We start from the raw sequence: 19,229 nt of genomic DNA, 5'->3' as shown, positions 1-19,229 counted from the left end.
TCGGGAAACGGGCATTATCCAAAGTTAAGGCTTCTATGCAAGCATGGGAAAGATCCGGTTTACAGCAGATGGACGCTGTGCTGCAATCTGCGTCCCTGATTATGCGAATCGATGACCATGCAAGCCTCTCAATTTTCAGCCCAGGTGCTGGACTGGTACGACAAATACGGGCGTAAAACCCTGCCCTGGCAAATTGAAAAAACGCCCTACAAAGTATGGCTCTCCGAGGTGATGTTGCAACAAACGCAGGTCGCCACCGTGATCCCTTACTTCGAGCGTTTTATGGCACGCTTCCCGACGGTCACCGACCTGGCAAACGCGCCGCTGGACGAAGTGCTGCACCTGTGGACCGGGCTGGGCTATTACGCCCGCGCGCGCAACCTGCACAAGGCCGCGCAGCAGGTCGCCACCCGCCACAACGGTAAATTCCCGGAAACCTTCGACGAGGTGGCCGATTTACCCGGCGTCGGACGTTCAACCGCAGGCGCGATCCTCTCCCTTTCATTAGGCAAGCATTTCCCGATCCTCGACGGCAACGTGAAGCGCGTGCTCGCACGCTGCTACGCCGTTGACGGCTGGCCGGGTAAGAAAGACGTTGAAAAACGCCTGTGGGAGATCGCTGAAGCGGTCACCCCGGCGAAGGGCGTAGAGCGTTTTAACCAGGCGATGATGGATCTTGGCGCGATGGTCTGCACGCGCTCAAAACCAAAGTGCGAACTCTGCCCGGTGAACAACCTCTGCGTGGCGTATGCCAACCAGTCATGGGCGCAGTATCCGGGTAAGAAACCTAAACAGACGCTGCCGGAGCGCACCGGCTATATGCTGCTGATGCAGCACGGTGACGAGGTCTTCCTCGCCCAGCGTCCGCCGAGCGGTCTGTGGGGTGGTCTATACTGCTTCCCACAGTTTGAAGATGAAGACTTGCTGCGTGAATGGCTTGAACAGCGCGGCATTGCGGCAGATACCCTGACGCAGCTGACCGCGTTTCGCCACACCTTCAGCCATTTCCATCTGGATATAGTACCGATGTGGCTTCCCGTGTCCTCATTCACCTCCTGCATGGATGAAGGCACCGCTCTCTGGTATAACTTAGCGCAACCGCCATCAGTCGGGCTGGCGGCTCCCGTGGAGCGCCTGTTACAGCAATTACGTGCCGGTGCAATGGTTTAGCATCGGCAACACAAAGAGGAATACGTATGGCCAGAACCATTTTTTGTACTTTCCTGCAGCGCGACGCTGAAGGCCAGGATTTCCAGCTCTACCCGGGCGACCTGGGCAAGCGCATCTATAACGAGATCTCCAAAGAAGCCTGGGGACAGTGGCAGAAAAAACAGACCATGCTGATCAACGAGAAAAAGCTCAGCATGATGAACCCGGAGCACCGCAAGCTGCTGGAGCAGGAGATGGTGAACTTCCTGTTCGAGGGCAAAGACGTCCACATCGAAGGCTATACGCCGCCGGAAAAATAACAGCGTGCGGGTGAAACCCCGCCGTTAAAGCAAACACAACACGCACTCCCGGAATGATGAAAAAACTTTTAGCGCTAGCCCTTGTTGCGCCGTTGCTGGTCTCGTGCTCGTCCAAAAAAGGCGATGATTACAATGAAGCCTGGGTCAAGGACACCAACGGTTTTGACATTTTGATGGGGCAGTTTGCCCATAACATCGAGAACATATGGGGATTTAACGAAGTTCTTATTGCCGGACCGAAGGACTACGTTAAGTACACCGACGCCTATCTGACCCGTAGCCACATCAACTTTGATGAGGGTACGATCACCATTGAGACCATCGCAGGCACCGACCCTGCGGCACGGCTGCGTCAGGCGATCGTCAAAACCCTGCTGATGGGTGACGATCCGGGATCTATCGATCTCTACTCCGATGCGGACGACATCACCATTTCGAAAGAGCCGTTCCTGTACGGTCAGGTTGTCGACCAGACCGGACAGCCGATCCGCTGGGAAGGTCGCGCCACGAAATTTGCCGACTACCTGCTGCAGACGCGCCTGAAGAGCCGCTCTAACGGCCTGAAGATTATCTACAGCGTCACCATTAACCTTGTCCCGAACCACCTCGACAAGCGTGCGCATAAGTATCTGGGCATGGTGCGTCAGGCGTCGCGTAAGTATGGCGTGGACGAGTCGCTGATCTTGGCGATTATGCAGACCGAATCCTCGTTCAACCCGTACGCGGTGAGCCGTTCCGACGCGCTGGGGCTGATGCAGGTTGTCCAGCACAGCGCCGGTAAAGACGTCTTCCGCTCACAGGGGAAATCCGGCACGCCGAGCCGCAGCTATCTGTTCGATCCGCAAAGCAACATTGATACCGGCACGGCCTATCTGGCGATGCTGAACAATGTCTATCTCGGCGGAATTGATAACCCGACGTCGCGTCGCTACGCGGTGATCACCGCCTATAACGGCGGCGCGGGCAGCGTGCTGCGCGTCTTCTCGAATGACAAAGTGCAGGCTGCGAACATCATCAACAGCATGACGCCGGGGGATGTTTACTCCACCCTCACCACCCGCCACCCGTCTGCGGAATCCCGCCGGTACCTGTATAAGGTGAATACGGCGCAGAAAAACTATCGTCGTCGATAATCAACACACCTTCTCCAGCAAGGAGAAGGTGTTCTGCTTCCCCTCTCCCTGTGGGAGAGGGTCAGGGTGAGGGCATCAGGCCGCACCTATCCTCCACCCATACGAAAATGTTATTTGCATCACAATCCAAACTGCAAATTAATGTGGATTGCATTTTTTTGCGGGAGGTAACAAAACATATCGTTGCCAACTGATAGAATTGCATCAAATAACAACCCTGAATGTTCCTATAACAACATATCTCCCGCTCACTTGTGAGGAAAGTAACATGAACCTTAAGCTGCAGCTTAAAATCTTGTCGTTTCTGCAGTTCTGCCTGTGGGGTAGCTGGCTGACTACACTCGGCTCCTATATGTTTGTGACGCTCAAGTTTGATGGTGCGTCAATCGGTGCCGTCTACAGCTCGCTGGGTATTGCGGCTGTTTTCATGCCAACGCTGCTCGGTATCGTGGCGGATAAATGGTTAAGTGCGAAATGGCTGTATATGCTTTGCCATCTGGTGGGTGCGGGGACGCTGTTTATGGCGGCCGAAGTGACCACGCCGGGGGCGATGTTTATGGTGATCCTGCTTAACTCGCTGGCGTATATGCCAACGCTTGGGCTGATCAACTCCATCTCCTACTACCGCCTGAAATCTGCCGGCCTGGATATCGTCACCGACTTCCCGCCAATCCGTATCTGGGGCACCATCGGCTTTATCATGGCGATGTGGGGCGTGAGCTTCGCGGGCTTCGAGCTGAGCCACATGCAGCTGTATATTGGTGCTGCGCTCTCCGTACTGCTGGCGCTGTTCACCCTGACGCTGCCAACCATTCCGGTATCTAACCAGCAGAAAAACCAGAGCTGGAGCACCATGCTTGGCCTGGACGCCTTCGCGCTGTTCAAAAACAAGCGCATGGCGATCTTCTTTATCTTCTCCATGCTGCTGGGCGCGGAGCTGCAAATCACCAACATGTTCGGCAACACCTTCCTGCACAGCTTCGATAACGATCCGCTGTTTGCCGGGAGCTTTATCGTTGAGCACGCGTCGGTGATGATGTCCATCTCGCAGATCTCCGAGACGCTGTTCATCCTGACCATCCCGTTCTTCCTGAGCCGCTACGGCATCAAAAACGTCATGCTGATCAGTATCGCCGCGTGGATGCTGCGCTTCGGCCTGTTCGCCTACGGCGACCCGAGCGCGTTCGGCACCGTGCTGCTGGTGCTGTCGATGATTGTTTACGGCTGCGCCTTCGACTTCTTCAACATTTCCGGTTCGGTGTTTGTGGAAAAAGAGGTGAAGCCTGAAATCCGCGCCAGCGCGCAGGGCATGTTCCTGATGATGACTAACGGCTTCGGCTGTATTCTGGGCGGTGTGGTGAGCGGTAAAGTGGTTGAGATGTACACCACCAACGGTATCACCGACTGGCAGCCCGTGTGGCTGATCTTCGCGGCGTATTCGCTGGTGCTGTTCTTCGCGTTCCTCGCGCTGTTCAAGTACAAGCACGTTCGCACAGCGCACAGTACACAGCCGATTGCGCATTAATTGTTGTGCCCGGTGGCGCGTCGCTTACCGGGCCTACAAAACCAGACCGTAGGCCGGGTAAGGCGTAGCCGCCACCCGGCTATTTTATTGCAGAGAGCACCCACCCCACCGACAGCAAATCCGCGCTGCCGCCCGGACTCAGGTTTCGTTCAATCAGTGCCTTATCCATCTTAAGCAACGCCTCGCGATCCCAGCCGTTAGCCAGCAGTTCCCGCGCATAGCCCTGAACGTAGCGCAGCCCCTGAATGCCGCCGCGCGACACGAGATTACTGTCCTGATTGACCGCCATCAGGCGCAACAGCAGGTCGTGAAGCGACTGTCCGTTCCACTGCCCCAGCGCCTTACGCACCGTCGCAAAGCCGCTCTCCGCCTCGCCTCGCGCCCCGGTTAAGCCGTACTGCTGAAACTGCCGCTCGCCCGCCGTCGCCTGCCCGCTGCGCGCTGCCAGCTCCCGCGACACCAGCCCGCTACAGATGTTACTCACCTCACAACAGAGGCTGCTGGCGGAGATATTTTTCACACGCCCGGCAGCGAAGCACAGCAGGCCGAGAGCAAAAATCCCACCCTTATGCGTGTTCACGCCGTTCGTCGCGGCGTACATCGCCTGCTCGCAGGCCATCCCCATCGGGCGGATAATCCGCAGCTGCTGAGCGGCTGGCTTGTCCGCATGTGCCTCGCCCAGCTCCGCAAAACGGGCAAACCACGGCGTAATCGCCGCAATGCTACGGACAAACAGCGCGTGGTCCATATCGCGATGGGAACCGTTGTTAAGCTTGTCCACCAGCCCAGGCTTGGGCGTCAGCTCCAGCTCCTGCCACAGCGCCGCTTCGGCAAGCCCGGGCACGTCAACCGGGCGCGGTTTAGTCGCGAGCAAACCAGTCATCGATCGTCTTCTCCACGCGGGAAACAACCTGCTCAACGGGATGGCGCCGCGAACGGGAGCAGGCATGCGCGGGCTCGTCGCAGATCAGGCAGCGCCTGAGGTTTGCCCCCAGCGACTGACGCCCCACGTGGCCATGCTGAGGACAAATCACGTCCAGATCCCACAGCCTGCCGAGCGGGTGCGTCTGCTCCAGTTCCGCGCAGTGCGCTTTGATTTCCGCCGCCGGATGGGCGACGCACCACAAGGCTTCCGGTCCGGTGGGCAGCCACAGCACCTGGCGGTCCAGCACCTGCCAGCGGTTCTCCCACAGCAGCTGGTCGCACATCTGGAGCGCCACGCCCATGGTGTTGCGATAGCGCAGGCTGTCCTTGATTTCCCCTGGCGTGACCAGCGTGAGGGAGATCACCGGCTGTTTATAGTGCTCAAGCATGTCAGCCTGACGGGCTGCGCGACGCTCTTTCGCCGCCAGCAGTTCTTCCAGGCTGACACCCGCCCGCACGGGTGTCGCTAAAATCATACTGACTCCTTCACCTGTCGTACGGTGTCGATCACGCTGCCGTCGCGGTAGCGGATCACCCCGACGATTTTGTCGGTAAATTCAATCGGTTTCGGTACGCCGGTCAGGGAAATCGCCCGCTCATAGAGCGCGCTGATGTCCACTACCTTCAACCCGGCCTCCAGCAGCCGCTCGCGGATCTCCGGGCGCGCCGGGTTGACCGCGATGCCGTGATCGGTAACCAGCACGTCGATGCTTTCGCCCGGCGTGAGGCGCGTGGTCACCCGCTTCACGACGGTGGGGATGCGGCTGCGCAGCAGCGGCGCGACCACGATGGTCAGGTTGGCTGCCGCCGCCACGTCGCAGTGCCCGCCGGATGCGCCACGCATCACGCCGTCGGAGCCGGTGATGACGTTGACGTTGAAATCAACGTCAATTTCCAGGGCGCTGAGGATCACCACGTCGAGCTGGTCGCAGCTTGCCGCCTTGCTGCCGGGGTTGGCGTAGACATTGGTGGAGATCTCCACGTGGTTCGGGTTGCGCGCCAGCGAAGCCGCCGCCTGGCCGTCAAAGCACTGGGTGTCGAGCAGCTTTTCGATGAGCCCCTTCTCGTGCAGATCCACCAGGCTGCCGTTGATGCCGCCGAGCGCAAAGCGCGCCTTTACGCCGCTGCGCTCCATCTTCTCTTCCATAAAGCGGGTGCAGGCGGTGGCCGCCGCGCCGGAGCCGGTCTGCATCGAGAAGCCCGGCTTGAAGTAGCCGGAATGCTCGATCACGTCCGCCGCATAGCGGGCGATCATCAGCTCGCGCGGGTTGCTGGTGACGCGCGCCGCGCCGACGCTGATTTTCGCCGGGTCGCCCACGCTCTCGACCTGCACGATGTAGTCCACCTGGTCCTGTACCAGGCTGGCGGGCATATTCGGGAACGGCACCAGCTCTTCGGTCAGCAGCACCACCTTGCGAGCAAAGTGCGCGTCCACCATCGCGTAGCCGAGCGAGCCGCAGCACGATTTACCGTGCGTGCCGTTAGCGTTGCCAAACGCATCGCTGCACGGCACGCCGAGAAACGCCACGTCGATATTCAGCTCGCCGTCCTGGAGCAGCTTCACTCGCCCACCGTGGGAGTGAATGTGTACCGGCTCGTCCATCAGCCCGTGGGAAATGGCGTCCGCCAGCCTGCCGCGCATGCCCGAGGTGTAAATCCGGGTGATGACGCCGCTTTCAATATGCTCGATCAGAGCGTCGTTGCAGGTCATCAGCGAGCTGGAGGCCAGCGTCAGGTTTTTAAATCCCATCCGCGCCAGCAGCGCCACAACGGTGTTGATCACCCGGTCGCCTTCGCGAAAGGCATGGTGGAAGGAGATAGTCATCCCGTCCTGCAGGCCGCTGCGCGCTACGGCTTCTTCAAGGGAGGCACAGAGCTTGCGGTTGTGCTTCGCGTCACTATCCGCCAGCCAGGGCGTCGCGCTGTGGGCAGTATCAAAGGGTATCAGGTCCCGCAGATGGGGGAAGTTTACGTGGAGAAGTTCAGTCTGATTCATTGTCTTATCCTTACCGACGCACGCCGGAAGCCACCGCGCGCTCCAGCACCACCTGCGCGTGGTTAATAATTGGTGCATCCACCATTTTGCCGTTGAGCGACACCACGCCCAGGCCGTTACGCTCGCCCTCTTCTGCCGCCTCAATCACCCTTTTGGCGTGATCCACCTCTTCCTGCGTCGGGGCGTAGGCGTTGTGCAGCAGGTCAATCTGGCGCGGGTTAATCAGCGATTTGCCGTTAAAGCCCATCTTGCGGATCAGATCGACCTCGCGAAGGAACCCAGCCTCGTCGTTAACGTCTGACCACACCACATCGAAGGCGTCGATGCCCGCGGCGCGAGCGGCGTGCAGCACGGCGCAGCGGGCATAGAACAGCTCGGTGCCGTCGCCGCGCTCGGTCTGCATGTCCATCACGTAGTCAAAGGCGGCCAGCGCGATGCCGATGAGGCGCGGGGAGCTGCGGGCAATCGCCACGGCATTGATGACGCCAATGGCCGATTCAATCGCCGCCATCACGCGGGTGGAGCCGACCTCGCGGCCGCACTCGCGTTCAATGCGTTCAAGATGGCCTTCCAGCTCGTAGACGTCGTCCGGGGTGTCGGTTTTTGGCAGGCGGATCACGTCCACACCCGCGCGCACGGCGGCTTCCAGATCCAGCAGGCCAAACGGCGTGCTGAGCGGGTTAATGCGCACCACGGTTTCGATATCCTGATACATCGGGTGCTGTAGCGCGTGGAATACCAGCAGGCGGGCGGTGTCCTTCTCACGCAGGGCGACGGCGTCCTCAAGGTCAAACATGATGGAGTCGGGGCGGTAGATAAACGCGGTGGAAAGCATGGCGGCGTTGGCGCCCGGCAGGAACAGCATACTGCGGCGGAGTTTGCTCATTTCAGCGCCTCCCAGTTGATGGCCTGTTCATCGGCGGCACGCATCAGCGCGCTTTGCAGGCGGGCGCGAATAACACAGTCCAGCGCCCCTTTGTCTTCAATAATGATTAATCCCTGGCGCACGTTCATGGCGCGCAGCGTGTCGTTGACCACCTGGCGAATTTGCTCGCCAAACTGCTTAATCACTTCACTGTGGATGACAATCTCCAGCTCGCCGTGAGCGGGGGCGATTTTCACCATCAGGTCGCTGGACTCCTGCGTTCCGGCCAGCGCCTCCCTTACAATATTCATGATAAATTCCTGATAGTTATGCGACTTCCGCACTCGCACGATAGTGTGTTTCGAGATGCGCGAAGGTGGAGTCCGGGACAATCTCCCGGATCCGGGAAAACTGCTGTGTCTTGAGTAAACGGCGAACTTCGGACGCCGAAATGGCGTTGCCGGTGGCCTTGATGCGCGGCATCTCCACCACTTCGATATGCGAGGCCAGCATGTCATGCAGCGTCTGGTTGTACTGGCGGGTGATGTCGCAAAAAGGCTCCGAGCCGATGAAGCGGTGCGTGATGCCGAGCGCCGGGGCGATGAAGTCCCGGAAGATCAGCACGTCGATCTCGCTCCACGCCTGCTGCACTTTGCCGGTCTCCTTCAGGAAGTAGGCCGGGAAGGTGGCGCGGGAGATGATGTACTGCGAGCCTTCATGCACCACCACGTTCGGCAGATGGGCTACGCCCGCGCGCACCATCTCGAGACGCGCGCTGAACGGGAAGAACGAGGCGTCTTCACGCACCACGAACAGATGCAGGGCATCGCACCGCTGCGCCGCCTGCTCCACCAGATGGCGGTGGCCGAGGGTGAACGGATTGGCGTTCATCACTATCGCGCCAGTTTTCTCCCCGCCCTTTCGCATCCGGCTTAAGGTACGGCAGTAGCGCGCGATCCCCTGCGGGGTGTTCTCCATCAGCACCGCGTTGTTCCCGCTCTGGGCAATTGGCCAGAAGCCGCTGCGGGCAAAGCGCTCCCGGTTGCACGGACGGGTGCAGAGGAAGAGGTGAAAATGGCCGCGCTCCAGCGCCGCATTTTCCACCTCTGCCAGCAGCCGCGCGCTGAGGTTTTCCCCACGAAGCTGCTCGTTGACCGCCACGCATTTGATGACGTTGCCGGCAAGTCCTGCGCAACCCACCAGCTGCGCGCCGGACCAGGCTTCGACAAACAGCGTGATGTCGTTGTCCAGGCCAAGGCCGCTGTCTGCCAGCAGGTAGCGGATCTGGCTTAAGCGTTCCGGGTGTTTCGCCACCAGCGTCTGGCGAAAATCGATGGGTTGACTGTTCATGCCGCCTTTCTCAGTGTGCCGCCGCAAGCCCGACGGCTGGCGCTTCAACAATCACGTTGCTCAAATGACCGATATGCTCGATCTCCACTTCAATGCGATCCCCCTCTTTCATAAACAGCGGCGGGTTACGCTTTTTACCCACACCGCCCGGGGAGCCGGTGATGATCACGTCGCCCGGGCTTAAGCGGGTAAAGGTGCTGATGTACTCGATGAGCTCCGCGACCTTGTGGATCATGCTGCTGGTGTTGTCCTCCTGCACCATGCGGCCGTTAAGCCAGGTGCGGATCGCCAGGCTGTGCGGGTCCGGGATCTCATCCGCCGTCGCCATCCAGGGGCCAAACGCCCCGGTCTGACGCCAGTTTTTACCGGCGGTGAACCAGGTGTGCTGCCAGTCGCGGGCGGAGCCGTCCATGTAGCAGCTGTAGCCCGCCACGTGGCGCAGGGCGTCATCGCGGCTGATGTTCTCCCCACCCTTACCGATGATCACCGCCAGCTCGCCTTCGTAGTCGAATTCGCTGGAGTGGCGCGGCTTCAGCACCGGCTCGTTGTGGCCGGTCTGTGAGTCCGGGAAGCGGACAAACAGCGTTGGGGCCGGGTTGTGCTGGTCAAACTCCTTGCGCTTGTCGGCGTAGTTCATGCCCACGCAGAGGATTTTTTCCGGCTGCACGATCACAGGTAAGAAGGTGATGGCGCTCAGCGGTACATCCACCGCGTCGTTCAGGTAACGGGTGGCCAACGCCAGCCCGTTGCCCTGCAGCAGCGCTTTAAGGTCGCCATAGCGGTCGCCCAGGCGGCGGCCTAAATCAATCACGCCCTCGGCCTGGACGATGCCGTAGCTGCGTTTTCCCTGGTATAAAAAGCTTGCGAGTTTCATTGTTTTTTCCTGAATACTTAGACGAGGAAGTTGCCCAGAATCAGCAGTGAGACAGAGACGTTAATCGCCCCGCCGATACGGGTAGCAATCTGGGCGAAGGGCATCAGGCTCATGCGGTTGCCTGCGGTCAGGATCGCCACGTCGCCGGTACCGCCCTGGCCGCTCTGGCAGCAGGAGACGATGGCGACATCAATCGGGTGCATACCGATCTTTTTGCCGACGAAGAACCCGGTCGCCACCAGCGCGGAGACGGTGCTGATAATCACCAGCAGGTTGGTCAGCGTGAAGGCGGCCACCAGTTCATGCCACGGGGTAATGGCCACGCCAACGGCGAAGAGGATCGGGTAGGTCACGGAGGTCTGGAAGAATTTGTACACCACCTGCGAGCCCTCCAGCAGGCGCGGAGAGGCGCCGTTGCAGAGCTTCACCAGCACCGCCATAAACAGCATGCCAACGGGCGCAGGCAGGCCAATCAGCTTGTGGCCGAGCATGCCCAGCATGTACAGCAGCACCGCCAGCAGCGCGCCGGAGGCGATAGTCGTCACGTCCGCTTTACCGGAAAACGCAGGCTGAGAGACGGTGGCATCGGCATTCGCGCGGTTAGGCATCAGCTGGCCTTCACCGGTCAGGTGCGGGTAGCGTTTACCGAACTGGTTCAGGCAGCCGGAGATGATGATTGCCGTCAGCCCGCCGAGCATGACCATCGGCAGCACGCGGCCGAGCGCTACACCCTGGTCCATATGCAGCAGGGTGGCATAGCCGATGGAAAGCGGAATCGCCCCTTCCCCGACGCCGCCCGCCATGATCGGCAGAATGATAAAGAAGAAGATCTGGAACGGCTCCAGGCCCAGCGCCAGCCCCACGCCCATGCCAACAATCATGCCGACGATTTCACCGCACAGCATCGGGAAGAAAATGCGCAGGAAGCCCTGAATCAGCACCGTGCGGTTCATGCTCATGATGCTGCCGACGATAATGCAGCAGATATAGAGGTAGAGAATGTTGGTGGATTTGTAGAATTTGGTCGTGGATTCCACCACCACGTCCGGCAGCAAACCGTAGTAGACCAGCGCGGAAGGGATAAAGGTGGCGCAAATCGCCGCCGCACCAAGCTTGCCGACAATCGGCAGGCGTTTGCCGAACTCACCGCAGGCAAAGCCGAAGAAGGCCAGCGTCGCCACCATCACCACGATATCGCTCGGCAGCTTTCCGCCCAGGCAATCAATCGCAATCAGCGCGCCCGCCAGAACGAACAGCGGCAGAGGAATAATCCCGATTTTCCAGGTATCCATAATATGCCACCACCGCTCCTTGAGGGATGGCCGCTGAATTTCAATCGGGTCGTGGGTAACAGAGAAAGAATCGTCAGTTGTGCTCATAATAAGCCCCTTAGTTATTTTGTGCGTTCAGCTTAGAGTCACAAAGGCCTACTTTATGTGAGGAATGGCATATTAAAAGCGAAGTTTTAATGGCAGCTATGGTTTTTATGGTTTCTTTTATTTAATGTGATTTATGCCTTATTTATTATCGTGGTTTTTATGGTTTCTTTTCTGAATTGAACGCCCAAATAACATTTAACGTAGCAGCATGAAGATCATAAGCCTTCTGGATAAATCATTTACAGGCCTTGCTGTGCAAGGGATCACAAGTTTCCCGCAAAGCGGACATCCGCATGAAAAAAGATGATATATTGACGATCTTTGCCGCTACTTTGCGTGATAGTTATGAAAGTCTCTTTCCAGATTAAGCTGTTTATTTCGCTGGTTGCCTTTTTCTCAGTACTTTTTGTGCTGCTGGGCGGATATTATTATGCCGATGTCGGAAAACAGCTTTATCAGGAAATGAGTGCGCGCGCTAAAATACAGGCAGAAGAGATTGCGCTTATTCCGTCATTGCGTACTGAAGTTGAACAAAAAGATATCAACGCCATTCATGATTTCATGCAGAAAATGGCCGCGCACAGCGACGCCAGCTTTATTGTCATTGGCGATAATACGGGACGGCATCTTTTTCACTCCGTCTTTGCCGACAGGGTGGGCACGACGCTGGTCGGCGGCGACAATGAAGCCGTATTGCAGGGGAAAAGCACGACAACCATACGTAAAGGCGGGTTGGGCATTTCACTGCGCAGTAAAGCGCCCATTTTCAACGACGCCGGGCAGGTGGTCGGCATTGTTTCAGTTGGCTATCTCACCAGCTACCTGGACACCATTACCGTCAGTAAAGTGGTCAATATCCTGATTGCCGCCGTGCTGCTGCTGATCGCCCTCTTTGTCTTCTCCTGGTTCTTTACCCGTAGTATTAAGAAGCAGATCTTCTCCCTGGAGCCACGAGAGATCGGTCTGCTGGTGCGCCAGCAAAAGGCGATGATGGAGTCCATCTACGAAGGCGTGATTGCCATTGATAACGAACGGCGCATAGAGGTGATCAACCAGGCGGCGCGCAAGCTGCTGGGCCTGAGCCAGCCGGCCCGGGAACTGCGCGGGCAGCTGATAAGCCAGGTGATCGATCCGGTCCCGTTCTTCGACACGCAGACGATGCTGGCGAAAGATACCCATGACGAGATTTGCCGCTTTAACGATCTCACGGTGATTGCCAGCCGGGTGCACATCATGCTTGAGGGGTCGCTGCAGGGCTGGGTGATCACCTTCCGCGATCGCAACGAGATCGATTCTCTCAGCAGCCAGCTCAGCCAGGTAAAACGCTACGTCGATAACCTGCGCATTATGCGTCATGAGCAGCTGAACCGGATGACCACCCTCTCCGGCCTGCTGCATATGGGCCGCTATGAAGAGGCCATTCGCTACATTCAGGCGCAGTCGGAGCATGCTCAGGAGCTGCTGGACTTTATCTCCTCCCGCTTTAGTTCCCCGACACTTTGCGGGCTGCTGCTGGGAAAAGCCGCCCGCGCGCGTGAGAAAGGCGTCGAGCTGAGTTTCGACCCGGCCTGTCGGCTGGACAAACCGTTCCTGCCGCTGGGAGAGCAAGAGCTGATTTCGATTATTGGCAACCTGCTGGATAACGCCATCGAAGCGACGCAGCGATCGCCGCTCCCGCATGCGCCGGTGGAAGTGCTGATAAAACTCAGCGAGCAGGAGCTGATTATTGAAGTGGCCGACCAGGGCGTTGGCATTACCCCGGCGATCCGTGACCGGATATTTGAACGCGGCATCACCACCAAAAAGCGGGGCGATCACGGGATTGGCCTGTATCTGATCGAAAGCTACGTCACGCAGGCTGCCGGCACAATAGAAGTTGCCGATAACATGCCGCACGGGACCATTTTCTCACTGTTTATCCCGGCCTCGGGAACCGTCCGGCAACTGGAATATACCGACTATGCAACATGAACTTATCGACGTACTGATTGTTGAAGACGAGAACGAACTGGCACAGCTGCACGCGGAGCTTATCGGTAAACATCCGCGCCTGAGGCTGGTGGGGATTGCCGCGTCGTTGGCCGACGCGCAGGTTCAGCTTGAGAGTAAACAGCCGCAGTTGATGCTGCTGGATAACTACCTGCCGGACGGCAAAGGCATCACCCTTATCAGCAACCCGATGCTGGCCCGCGCCAACTGCTCGGTGATTTTCATCACCGCCGCCAGCGATATGGACACCTGCAGCCAGGCGATTCGCAACGGAGCGTTTGACTATATCCTTAAGCCGGTCTCCTGGAAGCGGCTCAGCCAGTCGCTGGAGCGTTTTGTGCAGTTTGCCGAACAGCAGCGGGTCTGGAAGATTGTTGACCAGCAGAACGTGGATTCACTCTATCAGTTACAGGCGAAAAACTATCGTCTGGACAACGGCAGCAAGGGAATAGAGGAGAACACGCTGGCGCGGGTGCAAACGCTGTTTAACAGCAAGGCGGCGCACTGCTTTACGGTGGATGAGGTGGTGAGCGAGACGGGGCTGAGTAAAACCACCACCCGACGCTATCTGGAACACTGCGTGGAGGTGGGTTTTCTGACGGTGGAGATGCTGTACGGGAAAATTGGGCATCCGAGGAGGATGTACCGCCGCGCAGAAGCCTGACGAAGTATTGTAGGCCCGGTAAGCTTGCGCCACCGGGCCTACGTTCAGACATTCAATACGTACCCATACAGCCGCTTAATCCCGTCCGCATCCTTCTCGCTGTAAACGCCCTGCAACTCCGGCGAGAAGCCCGGCAGCATATTAATGCCCTCTTCCAGCGCCAGGAAGTAACGCTGTACCGCCCCGCCCCAGACTTCTCCCGGCACCACGCAAAGCACGCCTGGCGGGTACGGCAGCGCACCTTCGGCGGCAATGCGCCCTTCAGCGTCACGAATACGCACCAGCTCCACCTTCCCGCGAATGTACTCCTGGTTGGCATCCTGCGGGTTCATCACTACGGCGGGCAGGCTTTCCCGGCGGAACATCGCCTTCTGTAGATCCTTCACGTTAAAGCTGACGTAGAGATCGTGCATCTCCTGGCACAGTTGACGGATCGTGTAGTCGCGGTAACGCACCGGGTATTTTTGGTAGATGGTCGGCAGCACGTCGGCGAGCGGCGTGTCGTCTTCAATATGCTGCTCAAACTGCCCCAGCATCGCCACCAGCTGCGCCAGCTTCTCGCTGCTTTCGGCAGGCGTCAGCAGGAACAGGATCGAGTTGAGGTCGCACTTCTCCGGCACGATGCCGTTTTCGCGCAGGTAGTGGGCGAGAATGGTCGCCGGAATGCCGAAATCGGTATAGTGACCTGTTTCTGCATCAATGCCCGGCGTGGTCAGCAGCAGCTTGCACGGGTCGACGAAATACTGCTCGCTCGCATAGCCCTCAAACCCGTGCCATTTGGCCCCCGGCTCGAAGCTAAAGAAGCGACGCTCGCTCGCGATGACCTGCGTGGGGTGATCCTGCCATGGCCGCCCCGCCACCACCGGCGGAATAAACGGTTTGATCATATGGCAGTTGGCGATGATGGCCTTGCGCGCCTCAATGCCCAGCTCGACGCACTCCGCCCACAGCCTGCGCCCGCTCTCGCCCTCGTGAATTTTGGCGTTCACGTCCAGCGCCGCAAACAGCGGATAAAACGGGCTGGTGGAGGCGTGCAGCATAAACGCGTTGTTCAGCCGCTTGTGCGGGCAGAAACGCGCCTGACCGCGAATGTGGTTATCCTTTTTATGGATCTGCGACGTTTGTGAGAACCCGGCCTGCTGCTTATGCACCGACTGGGTCACGAAAATACCCGGATCGTTCTCGTTAAGCTCCAGCAAGAGCGGAGACGTTTCCGCCATCATCGGAATAAACTGCTCGTAGCCCACCCACGCGGAGTCAAAAAGGATGTAGTCACACAGATGGCCGATCTTGTCGATCACCTGACGGGCGTTGTAGATCGTCCCGTCGTAGGTGCCCAGTTGAATGATCGCCAGGCGGAACGGGCGAGCCTCCTCGGCCTTTTCCGGCGCCGCCTCGCGGATCAGATCCCGCAGATACGCGTCATCAAAGCAGTGCTCGTCGATCCCGCCGATAAAGCCAAACGGATTGCGCGCCGCCTCAAGATACACCGGCGTGGCGCCCGCCTGGATCAGTGCGCCGTGGTGGTTAGATTTATGGTTGTTGCGGTCGAACAGCACCAGGTCGCCGCGGGTCAGCAGCGCGTTGGTCACCACCTTGTTGGCCGCCGACGTGCCGTTCAGCACAAAGTAGGTTTTGTCCGCGTTGAATACCTTCGCCGCGAACTTTTGCGCGTGCTTGGCGGAGCCTTCGTGGATCAGCAGATCGCCCAGCTTAACGTCGGCGTTGCACATGTCGGCGCGAAACACGTTCTCACCGAAGAAATCATAGAACTGTCGCCCTGCCGGGTGTTTTTTGAAAAAAGCCCCGTGCTGGTGGCCTGGACAGGCGAAGGTGCTGTTGCCCATCTCTACATACTGGCTCAGGGTATCGAAAAAAGGCGGCAGCAATTCCTCTTCGTAACGGCAGGCGGCGCTCTCAAGTTCCAGAAACTCCTGAGCTTTACCCGAGATAATCGCCGTGACGCCATCAGGCATCTCTCCAGGCTCTTGCGCGAACATAAACACCGGTAGCTGAAAGCCCGTACGCTTCAGCAACGCGAGAATGCCGCTGTAGCTTTCAACAACGGTAATGACGACTGCCGCCACATCGGTGAAATCGGTGTTATCCAGCGTCACCTTTTCACGGTGCGTAGAAACTTTGGATACCAGCTCATGGCTGACGGCAATTTTCATGGTTTTCATAAGCGCAAATACCCTCACCGAGCGGTGAGACAGGGAGGAGAAAATTCGCGCAATCATGTCACTTTTTATTTTCACGCGCAAGAAGGAATCAGTATGCACGAAACCACCCAAAGCTAAGGCTCGCGCAGCCCTGACGTGCCATAATAATGCAATATCAATGAGTAAATAACAGGAGTTAACTGTGGTTATCGGGCCATTTATTAACGCCGGAGCCGTATTGCTGGGCGGCGTACTGGGCGCAGTGTTGAGTCAGCGGCTGCCGGAGCGTATCCGTTCATCCATGCCCTCTATATTCGGCCTGGCATCCTTAGGCATCGGCATCCTTTTAGTGATCAAATGCGCCAACCTGCCCGTCATGGTGCTGGCTACACTGCTCGGCGCACTGATTGGCGAGTTTTGCTATCTGGAAAAAGGCATCAATAGCGCGGTGGGCAAAGCCAAAAACCTGATTGCCCGACCGGGCAAGGCGAAACACGGCACGCACGAGTCGTTTATTCAGAACTACGTCGCCATCATTATTCTGTTTTGTGCAAGCGGCACCGGGATTTTCGGCTCGATGCAGGAAGGGATGACGGGCGACCCAAGCATATTGATTGCTAAAGCGTTTCTCGATTTCTTCACCGCCACCATTTTCGCCACCACGCTCGGCGTTGCCGTTGCGGCGATTTGCGTGCCGATGCTGCTGATTCAACTCGCGCTTGCCACCTGCGCCACCTTGATTCTCCCGCTGACCACGCCAGCGATGATGGCGGACTTCACCGCCGTCGGCGGCCTGCTGCTGCTGGCGACGGGCCTACGTATTTGCGGGATCAAAATGTTTGCCGTGGTGAATATGCTGCCCGCATTACTGCTCGCCATGCCGCTCTCTGCGCTCTGGACGCACTTTTTCGCTTAAGATTGCGGCGAAATGGCGAGAGATTGCGCAGTCTGTAACGAAAACAACATTTTTCGTTGACGGCAATGGGCAGATCGGGTTTAATGCGCCCCGTTGCCCGGATAGCTCAGTCGGTAGAGCAGGGGATTGAAAATCCCCGTGTCCTTGGTTCGATTCCGAGTCCGGGCACCACTTATTTATAACCCTCGCTTCGGCGGGGGTTTTTGCTTTCTGAGTCAGCAACTCGTTGTTTGAACAGTAGTTACACCCTTATCTCTCCTCCGGCCCCGCTTCCCGGTGGTACAACTGGCGTGTTTACCGCCTTTACCGCCACACAGAAGCAGAAAAACCTGACCTTCACCGATCTATTTGAGCATTACAAATGCACATATCAACTGGACAGAGCCCGACAGAGCGGCATCACGTATCCGTGATTACACCCCATCGGCTAACTGTTTTATTAGAATGATTGGTGGTAAATCCATCCGGGACATCCTGAAAAGTGACCTGTCGGCGTTCCGTACACTGCTGGAACAGTCCCAGGCTAACAGCAGTAAAGTAGGCCGAGGAACGAAGCTGTAAAAAGCGACTTCTACTTCAGACACCGTAACCACATTGCTACTATATTGTGTGTGCGTTGGCACGCATGGCTGTCAGGGGGGCGTTTATCAGTCTAAGCAGAGGCCGGTAAAGCAATTGAGAGGAACTACAATGGATGCAGCATTACTTAACATGATGCGTTCAGGTGGAAGAAATAAAGCCTGGGCGGAAACGATGGTGAATATGGAAGCCAGGAAACTGGTAAATACAGCCAACACTCTGTCGGCTTTTCATCTCAGCGATAGTTTGACTCGAATGAAGTTTGTTCAGGAAATTCGGGACCTCATAGAACATCAGTTTACGTTAGCTCGTCGGGCTAAATCAGATGAAGAATGCATGGAATGCGTTAAAATTCTCAGAGAAGAAAACAGTAACCTGCTGGAACAAGCGCGTTTATTAAGAACGAAGGCAGCGAAGCTTTACGCTAAAGTCGAGTTTATCCGAGAGAATAACAAAATTGTTGGGTATGTGATCTCGGCTGTTAGTGTTGTCCTGGCCGGTGCTGAAATAGCCGCAGGATTTACCCTCATAGGCACTATGACCCCTCTCGGGGTTCTTGCTGGTGCGATTCTGGTTACTGACGGGGCAAACAGCATCAGTAAAGAAGTGGCTCGCTACGCAACTAACAACACTACCAGTGAAGGGCTGGTCGCGAATGCCGCGATGTCTACAGCTGAGTTTATGGGCTTTAGTCGTGAGAATGGGTTAGGTGTCTACAAATCAATTTCACTGGCCGCTAATGCGTACACCCTTTTTTGGCTTGTTACGGCGACCTGGTACCTGGCGACTGTTTCGTTATCTCCCTGCTGACTATTACCGAAAGGTGAGCACACTGAGCCGCCCGCAGCTTACAATGAAAATAGCGGGTTATGGCGTGAAAGCTAAGATTATTTTTGATCTGTTGTCCGTCAGCGACCCGTCCCAGAATTAGTCAGCATTTTACGATAACGCCAGGATTTGTAGCCAAGTTTTGCTGGCGTTATATACCAGATGAAAGGTAGTACAATCAATAACGTGAGTGCTAGTGTCAGGCTTGTATCCTTAGATGCAAGTAAAAGAGTTAAAGCCAGTATGATGAAGGCAATAATAGTTATCCACTTCATAGCCTTAAAACGATTGGCCAGATCATGAGTTACGCTATCAAACGAACCACCGTAATTTTCAATATTGTTTTTTAGCTTTTGAATATCTCGTTTGCTAAAACCTGATTTTAAAAGTGCCTCTTCGCTGGTCATTCTGTTATCCGTCCCATAACTCACTGAAACCTGTGACGAAGTTTAACTTAATTTGGCGGATAAATCGCTACCTGACGATATTCGTCAAATTTATATATATCAACGAGTTGAAGATATCTTAGAGTATACGCTCGAAAACTGACATTATTGCCCACTGCGGAACTTCGCT

General features: G+C 57.0%; 17 protein-coding genes, 1 tRNA gene and 1 pseudogene. 9 read left to right on the top strand and 10 right to left on the bottom strand.

The genetic code is table 11. The annotated features are described in order from the left end of the window. Positions 1-117 precede the first annotated feature (117 nt). From mutY to APT89_RS09550, 4 genes are all read left to right on the top strand, one after another. Positions 118-1,170 carry an A/G-specific adenine glycosylase gene (gene mutY / locus APT89_RS09565; protein ID WP_188245988.1) on the top strand — a complete coding sequence of 351 codons (1,053 nt, stop codon included), beginning with the start codon at positions 118-120 and terminating at the stop codon, positions 1,168-1,170. Positions 1,171-1,196: 26 nt separating this feature from the next. Beyond that, on the top strand, positions 1,197-1,469 hold the full coding sequence (locus APT89_RS09560; RefSeq protein WP_003862425.1) for an oxidative damage protection protein: 273 nt from the start codon (positions 1,197-1,199) through the stop codon (positions 1,467-1,469). Between the two features lie 56 nt (positions 1,470-1,525). Beyond that, positions 1,526-2,602 carry a membrane-bound lytic murein transglycosylase MltC gene (mltC, locus tag APT89_RS09555; RefSeq protein ID WP_041908319.1) on the top strand — a complete coding sequence of 359 codons (1,077 nt, stop codon included), beginning with the start codon at positions 1,526-1,528 and terminating at the stop codon, positions 2,600-2,602. 268 nt (positions 2,603-2,870) lie between these two features. Next, positions 2,871-4,127, top strand: a complete 1,257-nt coding sequence (locus APT89_RS09550) for a nucleoside permease (protein ID WP_060572191.1) — start codon at positions 2,871-2,873, stop codon at positions 4,125-4,127. A gap of 79 nt (positions 4,128-4,206) precedes the next feature. Here APT89_RS09550 and citG read toward each other — a convergent pair whose 3' ends face one another. From citG to APT89_RS09510, 8 genes are read right to left on the bottom strand one after another with little or no spacing between them, the layout of a single operon-like run. Continuing rightward, on the bottom strand, positions 4,207-5,010 hold the full coding sequence (gene citG / locus APT89_RS09545; protein ID WP_060572189.1) for a triphosphoribosyl-dephospho-CoA synthase CitG: 804 nt from the start codon (positions 5,008-5,010) through the stop codon (positions 4,207-4,209). After that, positions 4,988-5,527 carry a citrate lyase holo-[acyl-carrier protein] synthase gene (gene citX / locus APT89_RS09540; RefSeq protein WP_060572186.1) on the bottom strand — a complete coding sequence of 180 codons (540 nt, stop codon included), beginning with the start codon at positions 5,525-5,527 and terminating at the stop codon, positions 4,988-4,990. Before citX ends, citG begins: the two co-directional genes overlap by 23 nt. Further along, the gene (gene citF, locus APT89_RS09535; RefSeq protein WP_060572183.1) at positions 5,524-7,047 is read right to left on the bottom strand and encodes a citrate lyase subunit alpha; all 1,524 of its coding nucleotides are present in this window, start codon (positions 7,045-7,047) and stop codon (positions 5,524-5,526) included. Before citF ends, citX begins: the two co-directional genes overlap by 4 nt. Positions 7,048-7,057: 10 nt before the next feature. Next, complete coding sequence (gene citE / locus APT89_RS09530; RefSeq protein WP_060572181.1) at positions 7,058-7,933, bottom strand: citrate (pro-3S)-lyase subunit beta; 876 nt, start codon at positions 7,931-7,933, stop codon at positions 7,058-7,060. Beyond that, positions 7,930-8,223: a citrate lyase acyl carrier protein gene (citD, locus tag APT89_RS09525; protein ID WP_028014384.1), complete on the bottom strand. Its 294-nt coding sequence runs from the start codon at positions 8,221-8,223 to the stop codon at positions 7,930-7,932. The genes citE and citD overlap by 4 nt, the downstream gene beginning before the upstream one ends. Before the next feature lie 16 nt (positions 8,224-8,239). After that, positions 8,240-9,262: a [citrate (pro-3S)-lyase] ligase gene (gene citC / locus APT89_RS09520; protein WP_060572179.1), complete on the bottom strand. Its 1,023-nt coding sequence runs from the start codon at positions 9,260-9,262 to the stop codon at positions 8,240-8,242. A gap of 10 nt (positions 9,263-9,272) precedes the next feature. Next, the gene (locus APT89_RS09515; RefSeq protein WP_045630636.1) at positions 9,273-10,136 is read right to left on the bottom strand and encodes a fumarylacetoacetate hydrolase family protein; all 864 of its coding nucleotides are present in this window, start codon (positions 10,134-10,136) and stop codon (positions 9,273-9,275) included. 17 nt (positions 10,137-10,153) lie between these two features. Further along, the gene (locus tag APT89_RS09510; RefSeq protein ID WP_060572177.1) at positions 10,154-11,515 is read right to left on the bottom strand and encodes a 2-hydroxycarboxylate transporter family protein; all 1,362 of its coding nucleotides are present in this window, start codon (positions 11,513-11,515) and stop codon (positions 10,154-10,156) included. Between the two features lie 345 nt (positions 11,516-11,860). Between APT89_RS09510 and APT89_RS09505 the strand changes: the two genes are divergently transcribed. Both APT89_RS09505 and APT89_RS09500 read left to right on the top strand, forming a co-directional pair. After that, complete coding sequence (locus APT89_RS09505; RefSeq protein WP_060572174.1) at positions 11,861-13,486, top strand: ATP-binding protein; 1,626 nt, start codon at positions 11,861-11,863, stop codon at positions 13,484-13,486. Next, positions 13,476-14,168 (top strand): response regulator, encoded by a 693-nt coding sequence (locus APT89_RS09500; RefSeq protein ID WP_047364560.1) that lies wholly within the window; start codon positions 13,476-13,478, stop codon positions 14,166-14,168. The genes APT89_RS09505 and APT89_RS09500 overlap by 11 nt, the downstream gene beginning before the upstream one ends. Positions 14,169-14,212: 44 nt before the next feature. On the opposite strand, the gene APT89_RS09495 is transcribed toward APT89_RS09500, so the two are convergent. Beyond that, entirely contained in the window at positions 14,213-16,351 is a 2,139-nt protein-coding gene (locus APT89_RS09495) for an ornithine decarboxylase (RefSeq protein ID WP_060572366.1), read from the bottom strand. Between the two features lie 181 nt (positions 16,352-16,532). On the opposite strand from APT89_RS09495, the gene APT89_RS09490 reads away from it, so the two are divergent. The 3 genes and pseudogenes from APT89_RS09490 to APT89_RS09480 all read left to right on the top strand — a co-directional run bounded on the left by APT89_RS09490 (position 16,533) and on the right by APT89_RS09480 (position 18,756). Beyond that, positions 16,533-17,246, top strand: a complete 714-nt coding sequence (locus APT89_RS09490) for a DUF554 domain-containing protein (RefSeq protein ID WP_028014391.1) — start codon at positions 16,533-16,535, stop codon at positions 17,244-17,246. A 95-nt stretch (positions 17,247-17,341) separates the two neighbouring features. After that, a tRNA-Phe gene (locus APT89_RS09485) sits at positions 17,342-17,417 on the top strand. A gap of 519 nt (positions 17,418-17,936) precedes the next feature. Further along, positions 17,937-18,756: pseudogene (locus APT89_RS09480) on the top strand (DUF4225 domain-containing protein). Here the strand turns inward: APT89_RS09480 and APT89_RS09475 are convergent. Continuing rightward, a complete protein-coding gene (locus APT89_RS09475) occupies positions 18,734-19,060 on the bottom strand; it encodes a hypothetical protein (RefSeq protein ID WP_045630641.1) in 327 nt (108 codons plus the stop codon). The pseudogene APT89_RS09480 and the gene APT89_RS09475 overlap by 23 nt on opposite strands. Between the last annotated feature and the right edge of the window lie 169 nt (positions 19,061-19,229).

It is taken from the genome of Enterobacter sp. 50588862, assembly GCF_001462935.1.
Lineage (GTDB): Bacteria > Pseudomonadota > Gammaproteobacteria > Enterobacterales > Enterobacteriaceae > Enterobacter > Enterobacter bugandensis.
Note: the sequence above shows the minus strand (reverse complement) of the source record. Positions and strands in the feature narration are given on the sequence as shown.